We start from the raw sequence: 12,523 nt of genomic DNA, 5'->3' as shown, positions 1-12,523 counted from the left end.
GTTTATGACTCGAACTTTTTTCGTTGCAATTGTGCAAAAGAGAAAAAGATAGTAAAATAGAGATATGATTATTTTACAAGCTAATAAAATTGAACGATCTTTTGCTGGTGAGGTTCTTTTTGATAATATTAATCTGCAGGTAGATGAACGAGACCGAATTGCTCTTGTTGGGAAAAATGGTGCAGGTAAGTCTACTCTTTTAAAGATTTTGGTTGGGGAAGAGGAGCCAACTAGTGGAGAAATCAATAAGAAAAAAGATATTTCTCTGTCTTACCTAGCCCAAGATAGCCGTTTTGAGTCTGAAAATACCATTTATGATGAAATGCTCCATGTCTTTGATGATCTACGCCGTACGGAGAAACAACTGCGTCAGATGGAGTTGGAGATGGGTGAAAAGTCTGGTGAAGATCTAGATAAACTAATGGCGGATTATGATCGTTTATCAGAGAATTTCCGTCAGGCTGGTGGCTTTACCTACGAAGCTGATATCCGCGCTATCTTGAATGGTTTCAAGTTTGACGAGTCTATGTGGCAAATGAAAATTGCTGAGCTTTCAGGTGGTCAAAATACTCGTCTTGCACTGGCTAAAATGCTCCTCGAAAAGCCAAATCTCTTGGTCTTAGACGAGCCGACCAACCACTTGGATATTGAGACCATTGCCTGGTTGGAAAATTACCTAGTCAACTACAGTGGCGCTCTCATCATTGTTAGTCACGACCGTTACTTTTTGGACAAGGTTGCGACGGTTACACTCGATTTGACTAAGCATGACTTGGATCGTTACGTAGGCAATTACTCTCGTTTTGTTGAGTTAAAGGAGCAAAAGCTAGCTACTGAGGCAAAAAACTATGAAAAGCAACAGAAGGAAATCGCGGCTCTAGAAGACTTTGTCAATCGCAATCTAGTCCGAGCTTCAACGACAAAACGTGCTCAATCTCGCCGTAAACAACTAGAAAAAATGGAGCGTTTGGACAAGCCTGAAGCTGGCAAGAAATCAGCCAATATGACCTTCCAGTCTGAAAAAACGTCAGGAAATGTCGTTTTGACCGTTGAAAATGCGGCTATTGGTTATGATGGGGAAATACTCTCAGAACCTATCAACCTAGACCTTCGTAAGATGAATGCTGTTGCGATTGTCGGACCAAATGGTATTGGTAAGTCAACCTTTATCAAGTCTATTGTGGCTCAGATTCCTTTTATCAAAGGAGAAAAGCGTTTTGGGGCCAATGTTGAGGTTGGCTACTATGACCAAACCCAAAGCAAGCTAACACCAAGTAATACGGTTCTGGATGAACTTTGGAATGATTTTAAACTGACACCAGAAGTTGAAATCCGCAACCGCCTCGGTGCCTTCCTTTTCTCAGGAGATGATGTTAAAAAATCAGTTGGCATGCTGTCAGGTGGCGAGAAAGCTCGTTTACTTTTGGCTAAATTGTCTATGGAAAACAACAATTTCTTGATTTTGGACGAGCCGACCAACCACTTGGATATTGATAGCAAGGAAGTGTTAGAAAATGCTCTGATTGATTTTGATGGAACCCTTCTTTTTGTCAGCCACGACCGTTACTTTATCAATCGTGTAGCCACTCATGTACTGGAATTGTCTGAGAGTGGTTCAACCCTCTACCTTGGAGATTATGACTACTATGTTGAGAAGAAAGCAGAAGTAGAAGCGAGCCAGACAGAAGAAGTCTCAACTAGTAATCAAGCAAAAGAAGGAAGTCCAGCTAATGACTATCAGGCCCAGAAAGAAAGTCAGAAAGAAGCCCGTAAGCTCATGCGACAAATTGAAAATCTAGAAGCTGAAATTGAAGAGTTAGAAAGTCAAAGTCAAGCCATTTCTGAACAAATGCTGGAAACCAACGATGCTGAAAAGCTCATGGAATTGCAGGCTGAAATGGACAAAATTAGCCATCGTCAGGAAGAGGCTATGCTTGAGTGGGAAGAATTATCAGAGCAGGTGTAAAGATGAAACATCTAGGAAAGGTATTTCGTGAATTTCGAACAAGTGGGAAGTACTCCTTGAAAGAGGCGGCAGGTGAATCATGTTCAACCTCTCAATTATCTCGCTTCGAGCTTGGGGAGTCTGATCTAGCAGTTTCTCGTTTCTTTGAGATTTTGGACAATATTCATGTGACTATTGAAAATTTCATGGACAAGGCTAGAGATTTTCAAAATCATGAACATGTTGCCTTGATGGCACAGATTATTCCGCTTTACTACTCAAATAATATTGCAGGTTTTCAAAAGCTTCAAAAGGAACAGCTTGAGAAAGCAAAGAGTTCGACCAATCCCCTCTATTTTGAGCTGAATTGGATTCTGCTACAAGGCCTGATTTGTCAAAGAGATACTAGTTACAGTATGGAACAGAGTGATCTGGATAAGGTGGCGGATTATCTTTTTCAAACAGAAGAATGGACTATGTATGAGTTGATTCTTTTCGGTAATCTCTATACTTTCTACAATGTGGACTATGTAGCTCGGATTGGCAGAGAAGTTATGGAGCGAGAAGAGTACTACAAGGAAATTGGTCGGCATCGTAAACTCGTTTTGATTTTAGCTCTTAACTGTTACCAGCATTGTTTGGAGAACCGTTCTTTTGCGAATGCGGACTATTTTGAGGCCTATGTGGAGAAGTTGATTGGAAATGGTATCAAGCTTTATGAGCGCAATATCTTCCATTATCTCAAAGGTTTTGCCCTCTACCAGAGAGACTTGAAAGAAGAAGGTTGTTGTCAGATGCAGGAAGCCATGCATATTTTTGATGTACTTGGACTTCCAGAGCAAGTGGCCTACTATCAGGAACATTATGAAAAATTTGTAAATGCTTAAATTTCCCAAATAAGGGAAAAATAAAGAGACTCCTTTCAGTTTTGATACAATAGTTTCAAAATTTGAGAGGAGCTTTTTATATGAATCGACATGCAATCCAGTTGATTAGTCGTGGGGCTATTAATAAGATAGGGAATATGCTCTATGATTATGGAAATAGTGTTTGGTTAGCATCAATGGGAACGGTAGGACAGACTGTTCTTGGGATTTACCAGATTTCTGAGTTGGTTACATCGATTCTAGTCAATCCCTTTGGCGGAGTGATTTCAGACCGCTTTTCGCGTCGCAAAATTTTGATGACGACAGACTTAATTTGTGGCGTTCTTTGCTTAGCTATTTCTTTCATCAGAAATGATAGCTTGATGATTGCTGCTCTGATCTTCGCAAATATTGTTCAGGCGGTTGCCTTTGCATTTTCTCGTACAGCCAACAAAGCCATTATAACTGAGGTTGTAGAGAAAGACGAGATAGTGACCTATAACTCTCGCTTGGAGTTAGTTTTGCAGGTTGTAGGCGTTAGCTCCCCTGTACTTTCTTTCATCGTTTTACAATTTGCCAGTCTCCATATGACACTCGTTTTAGATGCCATTAGTTTTTTCATCGCATTTATCTTAGTAGCTTTCCTCCCCAAAAAAGAGGCTAAGGAACAAGTGAAAAGGACTCTCAGCTGGAAAAATATTTTTGCTGATATGAAAGAAGGGATTCGCTATATTTGGCGCCAGCAAGAGATCTTTTTCCTTTTGGTAGTAGCTTCTAGTGTTAATTTCTTTTTTGCAGCTTTTGAATTTCTCCTTCCTTTTTCAAATCGACTATACGGGGTAGAAGGAGCTTATGCAACTATTTTGACTATGGGCGCTATTGGTTCGATTATCGGAGCTCTTCTAGCTAGCAAAATAAAGGCAGGTGTTTATAATCTTTTGATTCTATTGGCCTTGACTGGAGTTGGAGTTTTTATGATGGGGTTACCATTGCCAACTTTTCTTTCCTTTTCTGGAAATTTAGTTTGTGAACTGTTTATGACGATATTTAATATTCACTTTTTTACTCAGGTGCAAACCAAGGTTGAGGGGGAATACTTGGGAAGAGTACTAAGCACCATTTTTACCTTAGCCATCCTATTTATGCCGATTGCAAAAGGCTTTATGACGGTGCTACCAAGTGTCGATCTCTCTTCTTTTCTGATAATTGGAAGCGGGGTTATTGTCCTGTCTTGTCTATCCCTCGTTTATGTGCGAAGTCATTTTGAAAAAGAGTTATAATTTCTCTTTTTTAGAAAATATTACACTACAAACCATTTTTCAGTCCTTCTCTATTGTGAGGAGGGCTTGCTTTGTGGTAAAATGGGATTATGAATGAAAGAATGAATGAGTTAGTTGCCTTACTTAACCGCTATGCGACCGAGTACTATACGAGTGACAATCCCTCGGTTTCAGATAGTGAGTATGATCGCCTCTACCGAGAGTTGGTCGAATTGGAAGCCGCCTATCCGGATCAAGTTTTAGCGGACAGTCCGACCCATCGTGTTGGTGGTAAGGTTTTAGATGGTTTTGAAAAATACAGTCATCAGTATCCTCTTTATAGTTTGCAGGATGCTTTTTCACGTGAAGAGTTAGAAGCTTTTGATGCGCGTGTTCGCAAGGAGTTACCCCAACCGACCTATATTTGTGAGCTGAAAATCGATGGTTTGTCTATCTCGCTTACGTATGAAAAGGGAGTTTTGGTAGTCGGTGCGACACGTGGGGATGGTTCTGTTGGTGAAAATATCACAGAGAACCTCAAGCGTGTCAAGGACATTCCTTTGACCTTGCCAGAAGAACTTGATATCACTGTTCGTGGAGAGTGTTACATGCCACGCGCTTCATTTGACCAGGTCAACCAAGCTCGCCAAGAAAATGGTGAGCCTGAATTTGCCAATCCTCGTAACGCAGCTGCAGGAACCCTCCGTCAGCTGGATACAGCAGTAGTGGCCAAGCGTAATCTTGCCACTTTCCTCTATCAAGAAGCCAGCCCTTCTACTCGAGATAGCCAAGAAAAAGTCTTGGAGCATCTTGAACAGCTTGGTTTTGTAGTTAATCCTAAACGAATATTGGCTAAAAGTATAGATGAGATATGGGATTTCATCCAAGAAGTAGGACAAGAACGGGAGAAACTTCCTTACGATATTGATGGAGTGGTAATCAAGGTCAACGACCTAGCAGGTCAAGAAGAACTCGGTTTTACCGTTAAAGCACCCAAGTGGGCAATCGCCTATAAATTTCCCGCTGAAGAAAAAGAAGCCCAGCTCCTTTCAGTTGACTGGACAGTAGGTCGTACGGGTGTTGTGACCCCGACTGCCAATCTAACACCTGTTCAGCTTGCTGGGACCACTGTTAGTCGTGCAACACTGCACAACGTAGATTATATCGCCGAAAAGGATATCCGAAAGGGCGATACGGTTATTGTTTATAAGGCTGGAGATATCATTCCTGCTGTTTTGCGTGTGGTAGAGTCCAAGCGTGTTTCTGAAGAAAAACTAGATATTCCATCAAATTGCCCAAGCTGTGACAGTCACTTGCTTCATTTTGAAGATGAAGTGGCTCTTCGTTGTATCAATCCACGGTGCCCTGCCCAAATCATGGAAGGTTTGATTCACTTTGCTTCTCGAGATGCCATGAATATTACAGGACTTGGTCCATCTATCGTTGAAAAGCTTTTTGCTGCCAATTTAGTCAAGGATGTGGCAGATATTTATCGTTTGAAAGAAGAAGATTTCCTCCTTTTAGAAGGTGTCAAGGAAAAGTCTGCTTCTAAACTGTATCAGGCCATTCAAGCGTCCAAGGAAAACTCTGCTGAAAAGCTCTTGTTTGGTCTGGGAATTCGCCATGTCGGAAGCAAGGCTAGCCAACTCTTGCTCCAACATTTCCACTCTATTGAAAATCTAGCCCAAGCAGACCCAGAGGAAGTAGCAAGTATCGAGAGCTTGGGTGGAGTGATTGCCCAAAGCCTTCAGACTTACTTTGCTACAGAAGGATCGAAGATTCTCTTAGATGAGTTGAAAGAAGCTGGAGTCAATCTGGACTACAAGGGACAGACAGTAGTAGCAGATGCGGCCTTGTCAGGTTTGACAGTTGTATTAACAGGAAAATTGGAACGTCTCACGCGCTCAGAAGCCAAAAGCAAACTCGAAAGTCTGGGTGCCAAAGTCACAGGCAGTGTTTCTAAGAAAACGAATCTTGTCGTAGCAGGAGCAGATGCAGGAAGCAAGCTCCAAAAAGCACAAGAACTTGGTATCGAAGTTCGAGATGAAGCTTGGCTAGAAAGTTTGTAAAGAATAGTTGAAAACTAGATGTTAGATAGTCTGGAACTATCTCTCCTGATGTGTTTTTATATCTATTAATGCTATTCTCTATTGTGCTGAAATTCCCGCTAAATTCTTCAGCACCACATAAAAAAATTGAAATTAGGAATTAGGAAAAGAAATGTATAGATACCCAGTAGTCATCCATTTTCACCGAAAAAATGGGGATTATGATGCTTGTTCATTCAGTAGAAAACAGGCAGATGTTAAAGAAAATTTGTATTATGAAAATGACTATTTTGGAGCAAAATTCTCCTTTACAGTTACAAGTGCAGAAAGGCTCGATACTCTGACCTTTTCTGTCGAAATAGATGGAAAGACAAAAGATTATCTCCTACGGTTTAACTATTATCCACTGTTGACTGAGGTTTGGATTTTGGATGGTGATGAGACGGTTTATTATTCTGAAAATCCAGCCATTGCAAGTCCTTGCTATAAAGATCGAAACCCGTTTGCTTTTGATAAAGCCTTTCACAGTGAAAGTTTTGATCACCATTGGGGATACCAAGGAGAGTTGGGGTATAGTATCTCTGACTACCAGACAAGCTTTAAACTCTGGGCTCCAACAGCTACAGCAGTTCAAGTGGTCGTTTATGAAAATACAAGTAACGACGCGCCGATTTGGAAAACCTTTAATCTTGAGCGTGGTAATAGCTATTCATATAGTCATAAGTACAATACTATTGGTGTTTGGAGTGTAGACCTGGATGAAAATCTTGCAGGTAAAGCCTATCAGTATCAGATTGAGTTTCCGCACCACCAGACCTTGATACGAGACCCATACACTATCGCTACAAGTCCTGATGGGAAACGTTCTGTCATCCTATCTCAGCAAGATAGACAGGTAGAAGGATTTAAAGTCAAACATGGGACAGACGCCCTTTGGCGTTTGGAAAATCCATGTAAAGCCGTTATCTGTGAGATGCACATTCGTGATTTTACAAAATCGCCGACATCTGGAGTGGCAGAGCATCTCCGTGGAACCTTCCTTGGGGCTGCCCAGACTGGAACGGTTAACCAGTATGGTCAAGCAACAGCCTTTGATTATATCAAAGAACTAGGCTGTAATTATGTTCAGCTCCAACCAATCTTTGATCGCCATAAGGAATATGACGAGGACGGGAATGTAACCTATAACTGGGGTTATGACCCTCAAAACTACAATGCACCAGAACCAAGTTTCTCTAGCAATCTAGATGATCCTGGACAGGTTATTCGAGACCTTAAAACCATGATTCAGGCTTATCATGATGCGGGAATCGGTGTCATTATGGATGTCGTTTACAACCATACCTTCTCAACGGTTGATGCACCTTTCCAAACAACTGTTCCCGATTATTACTATCGTATGAATCCAGATGGAACCTTCCAAAACGGCACAGGTGTTGGAAATGAAACCGCAAGCGAACACGAAATGTACCGCAAGTATATGATTGACTCACTCCTTTATTGGGTGAAAGAATACAATATTGACGGTTTCCGTTTCGACTTGATGGGAATTCACGATGTTAAAACCATGCAGGCGATTCGTTGGGCACTGGATGAAGTTGATCCTCGTATTATCACTTATGGAGAAGGTTGGGATATGGGGACCGGTCTTGCACCTTATGACAAGGCCAAGAAGGATAATGCCTACCAGATGCCAAATATTGGGTTCTTCAATGATGATCAGCGTGATGCCATCAAAGGAGGAGAAGTTTACGGCTCAATCAAGGCAGGATTTGTTAGCGGTGCAGCTACAGAACCGATTGTAGCCAAAGCTATTCTTGGTAGCCGAGAGTTGGGTTCATATCTTAGTCCAAACCAAGTTCTTAACTACGTGGAAGCCCATGATAATTACAACTTACATGATTTGTTAGTAACCCTTCATCCAGATCATAGTTCAGATAAGATTATGCGACAGGTCGAGACAGCAACAGCGATGAGCATTCTTATGCAAGGCATGTCCTTTATAGAGCTGGGTCAAGAATTTGGACGCACCAAACTCCTTGCTACAGGAGAAAATGGCGAGCTGACTCCGGCAGATAGAGAACGGGCCATGAATAGTTACAATGCTCCAGATAGTGTCAACCAGGTCAATTGGGATTTAATCAATGAGAGACAAGAGAGCATTGACTTTATTCGCCAGATTATTCGCCTAAAAACACAAAGGCGTGCTTTCTCTTATCCTACATACGAAGAAGTTTATCGTCATGTCTTCGTCCATACGGCTGCTGAAAATAGTGGATGGATTGTTTACGAAATTCACGGTGGAGCAGAGCACTTATTGGTGGTATTCAATGCCAAGGGAACTTCCTTCTACTTTGAAAATGCAGGAAATCTTGAAATGCTTGTGTCCAATAGTCGTTCTCAAGAGTCTAATGTGATTGATGATATCAGCGTTGCAGTCTTGAAGGTACTTTCATAGTAAATGCCACAAAAAGGTTTAGTTAACTCTAGACCTTTTTTGATTTTTATTGAAAAACCAATATCTAATAGGAATAAATTTCAAATAATTTGAAGAATCAAGTTTGTGAAAAAAATATCAATATTTTCCAAAAAGGGGTTGTAATTTTCTGAAAATTTGATAAAATAAGTTTTAATCATTTTCAGGAGGAAGAGAATTTGACACATTATCAGAATTTAGTGAATGGAAAATGGAAATCATCAGAGAATGAAATTGCCATCTATTCTCCCATCAATCAAGAAAAGCTAGGTACAGTACCAGCTATGAGTCAGGCTGAAGTAGATGAGGCTATGAAAGCAGCGCGTGCAGCTCTCCCAGCATGGCGTGATTTAGCACCAGTTGAGCGTGCAGCTTATTTGCATAAGACAGCAGACATTTTGGAACGAGATAAAGAAAAAATTGGTACCATTCTTGCCAAAGAGGTTGCAAAAGGAATTAAAGCAGCCATTGGAGAAGTAGTACGTACAGCAGAATTGATTCGTTTTGCTGCTGAGGAAGGTCTCCGTATCACTGGACAAGCAATGGAAGGTGGCGGTTTTGAAGCTGCAAGTAAAAACAAACTAGCCGTTGTCCGTCGTGAGCCAGTTGGAGTTGTGTTAGCTATTGCGCCATTTAACTACCCAGTCAACCTTTCTGGATCCAAGATTGCTCCGGCCTTGATTGCCGGAAATGTCGTTATGTTTAAACCACCAACACAAGGATCTATTTCTGGTCTCTTGCTGGCTAAAGCATTTGACGAAGCCGGAATCCCAGCAGGTGTCTTTAACACCATCACTGGACGTGGTTCTGAAATCGGAGACTACATCATCGAACACAAGGAAGTAAATTTCATTAACTTTACAGGTTCAACACCGATTGGGGAGCGTATTGGTCGTTTAGCTGGTATGCGCCCAATTATGCTGGAACTTGGCGGGAAAGATGCAGCAATTGTTTTAGAAGATGCAGATTTAGAAAATGCAGCTAAGCAGATCGTAGGTGGTGCCTTTAGCTACTCTGGTCAGCGTTGTACCGCTATCAAACGTGTTTTGGTTGTGGAAAGCGTAGCAGACAGATTGGCTGAATTGCTCCAAGCTGAAGTTACTAAGCTAACAGTCGGTGATCCATTTGACAATGCAGATATCACACCTGTTATTGATAATGCTTCAGCTGATTTCATCTGGGGATTGATTGAAGATGCTCAGGAAAAAGGAGCCAAAGCGCTCAGCCCAATCAAACGTGAGAACAATCTCATTTGGCCAGGACTTTTTGATTATGTCACAAGAGATATGAAATTAGCCTGGGAAGAACCATTTGGACCAGTTCTCCCGATTATTCGAGTTGCAGATGCCAACGAAGCGCTAGAAATTGCTAATGAATCAGAATTCGGTCTTCAATCTTCAGTCTTTACAAATGACTTTAAGAAGGCATTTGAAATTGCTGAAAAACTTGAAGTGGGTACCGTTCATATTAATAATAAAACACAACGTGGACCAGATAATTTCCCATTCCTGGGTGTAAAAGGTTCTGGTGCAGGAGTGCAAGGAATTAAATATAGTATTGAAGCGATGACAAATGTTAAATCCATTGTTTTTGATGTGAAATAATTTATAAAATCAGGAAAACGACTTCCTGATTTTATTTTTTTCAAAATAATACAGTAAAAAATTGATAAAAAACGAATATTCTGGTATTATAATAAAAAAATATATGTAAATTGTTTCGTGTTCTATTTTCTGGATATCTTTTTTAAAATGCTAGGTAATTTTTTGAAGGCTTTCATAAAAAAATATGATTTCCTTCGTAAATTACTTGAAAGTTATCTTAAAAGAGTGTATAATAGAATTATAGAAAACGCTTACAAAAGAAAGGGGATTGAATGAATAATCAAGAAGCATTAAGAACCTTTACTACAGGTGAGAACTTTCACCTCCAGCATTATTTAGGAGCGCATAGAGAGGAGAAAAACGGAGAAATAGGCTATACATTTAGGGTTTGGGCCCCAAATGCACAAGCAGTTCATCTAGTTGGTGATTTTACCGATTGGGTTGAGAATCAGATTCCTATGGTTCGTAATGAAGCAGGTGTTTGGGAAGTCTTTACAAGTCAAGCCCAGGAAGGTCAGATTTATAAATATCATATCACGCGTGCAAATGGTCACCAGATTATGAAGATCGATCCGTTGGCAGTTTATTTTGAAGCTAGACCGGGTACAGGAGCTGTTTTGACCAATATCCGTGAAAAGAAATGGAAAGATGGCCTTTGGCTAGCACGTCGCAAACGTCTGGGATTTTTCGAGAGACCAGTTAATATATATGAAGCCCATGCAGGATCTTGGAAGAGAAATCCAGATGGTAGTCCCTATACTTTTTCGCAACTGAAAGACGAGTTGATTCCATACTTAGTTGAGATGAACTATACACATATTGAGTTCATGCCTTTAATGGCTCACCCACTTGGATTGAGCTGGGGCTATCAACTTATGGGTTACTTTGCTTTTGAACATTCCTATGGTACACCTGAGGAATTCCAAGATTTCGTTGAAGAGTGTCATATAAATAATATCGGTGTTATCGTCGACTGGGTTCCGGGTCATTTCACTATTAATGATGATGCATTAGCATATTATGACGGTACACCAACTTTTGAATACCAAGACCACAACAAGGCTCATAACTATGGTTGGGGTGCACTGAATTTTGACCTCGGGAAAAATGAGGTCCAGTCTTTCCTGATCTCAAGTATTAAATTTTGGATTGATTTTTACCACTTAGATGGTATTCGGGTCGATGCAGTGAGCAATATGCTGTATCTAGATTATGATAATGCTCCTTGGACTCCAAACAAAGACGGTGGAAACCTTAACTACGAGGGTTATTATTTCCTTCAACGTTTGAACACCGTTATCAAGCTTGCTCATCCAGATATCATGATGATTGCAGAAGAAAGTTCATCAGCAACAAAGATTACTGGCATGAAAGAAATGGGCGGCCTTGGGTTTGACTATAAATGGAATATGGGCTGGATGAATGACATTCTCCGTTTCTACGAGGAAGATCCGATTTATCGCAAGTATGACTTTAATCTTGTGACTTTCAGCTTTATGTATGTTTTCAATGAAAACTATCTCCTGCCTTTCTCACATGATGAAGTAGTTCATGGTAAGAAGAGTATGATGCATAAGATGTGGGGAGATCGCTACAATCAGTTCGCTGGTCTGCGCAACCTCTACACCTATCAAATTTGTCATCCAGGCAAGAAACTCTTGTTCATGGGTAGTGAGTACGGGCAATTCCTCGAGTGGAAGTCTGAAGAGCAGTTAGAATGGTCTAATCTAGAAGATCCGATGAATGCCAAGATGAAGCATTTCACTTCACAACTGAATCAATTCTATAAAGAGCATCGTTGTCTTTGGGAAATTGATACTAGTTATGATGGTATCGAGATTATCGATGCTGATAATAGAGATCAGAGTGTCCTTTCCTTTATTCGTAAGGGCAAGAAGGACGAAATGTTAGTCTGTGTCTTTAATATGGCACCAGTTGAACGTAAGGACTTTACGATTGGTTTACCTGTTGCAGGTATTTACGAAGAAGTTTGGAATACAGAACTAGAAGAATGGGGAGGTGTGTGGAAAGAGCACAATCAAACAGTTCAGACTCAAGAAGGCTTATGGAAAGATTATGAGCAGACTTTGACCTTTACCCTGCCTGCTATGGGGGCAAGCATCTGGAAGATCAAGCGTCGTTTGAAACCAACCAAGAAAAAAGAATAATGGGCTGATGATTATAATTTTTTAGATTTTAAAAACGGATTTACTTGTATTGGACTTGAAACACAAGAGAAATGGATTTCCTATTATTTTTATAAAAAAGTTTGACTTCCGACCTTCTTTCGATTTTAACGTTCACATGTCTTTAAAAAGGAGTAGA

Annotated in this window: 7 protein-coding genes; all 7 read left to right on the top strand. The window is 40.6% G+C overall.

All coding sequences use genetic code 11. The features are described 5' to 3' along the window. Positions 1-64: 64 nt before the first annotated feature. Positions 65-1,966 carry a ribosomal protection-like ABC-F family protein gene (abc-f, locus tag HMPREF0849_RS05125; protein ID WP_000584861.1) on the top strand — a complete coding sequence of 634 codons (1,902 nt, stop codon included), beginning with the start codon at positions 65-67 and terminating at the stop codon, positions 1,964-1,966. Positions 1,967-1,968: 2 nt separating this feature from the next. After that, positions 1,969-2,832 carry an Rgg family transcriptional regulator gene (locus HMPREF0849_RS05120; protein ID WP_033605372.1) on the top strand — a complete coding sequence of 288 codons (864 nt, stop codon included), beginning with the start codon at positions 1,969-1,971 and terminating at the stop codon, positions 2,830-2,832. A gap of 80 nt (positions 2,833-2,912) precedes the next feature. Next, positions 2,913-4,091: an MFS transporter gene (locus HMPREF0849_RS05115; RefSeq protein ID WP_001079360.1), complete on the top strand. Its 1,179-nt coding sequence runs from the start codon at positions 2,913-2,915 to the stop codon at positions 4,089-4,091. A gap of 89 nt (positions 4,092-4,180) precedes the next feature. Then, a complete protein-coding gene (ligA, locus tag HMPREF0849_RS05110) occupies positions 4,181-6,139 on the top strand; it encodes an NAD-dependent DNA ligase LigA (protein ID WP_001005757.1) in 1,959 nt (652 codons plus the stop codon). 151 nt (positions 6,140-6,290) lie between these two features. Continuing rightward, on the top strand, positions 6,291-8,576 hold the full coding sequence (gene pulA / locus HMPREF0849_RS05105) for a type I pullulanase (protein ID WP_000286534.1): 2,286 nt from the start codon (positions 6,291-6,293) through the stop codon (positions 8,574-8,576). Positions 8,577-8,773: 197 nt separating this feature from the next. Beyond that, positions 8,774-10,198 (top strand): NADP-dependent glyceraldehyde-3-phosphate dehydrogenase, encoded by a 1,425-nt coding sequence (locus tag HMPREF0849_RS05100; protein WP_009013622.1) that lies wholly within the window; start codon positions 8,774-8,776, stop codon positions 10,196-10,198. 272 nt (positions 10,199-10,470) lie between these two features. Further along, on the top strand, positions 10,471-12,366 hold the full coding sequence (gene glgB / locus HMPREF0849_RS05095) for a 1,4-alpha-glucan branching protein GlgB (RefSeq protein ID WP_001064530.1): 1,896 nt from the start codon (positions 10,471-10,473) through the stop codon (positions 12,364-12,366). Positions 12,367-12,523 lie beyond the last annotated feature (157 nt).

Origin of the sequence: Streptococcus sp. C300 (genome assembly GCF_000187645.1) — a bacterium.
In the GTDB taxonomy this organism is placed as follows: domain Bacteria; phylum Bacillota; class Bacilli; order Lactobacillales; family Streptococcaceae; genus Streptococcus; species Streptococcus oralis_CQ.
The sequence above is the reverse complement of the archived record's forward strand: the minus strand, read 5'-3'. Positions and strand labels throughout refer to the sequence as shown.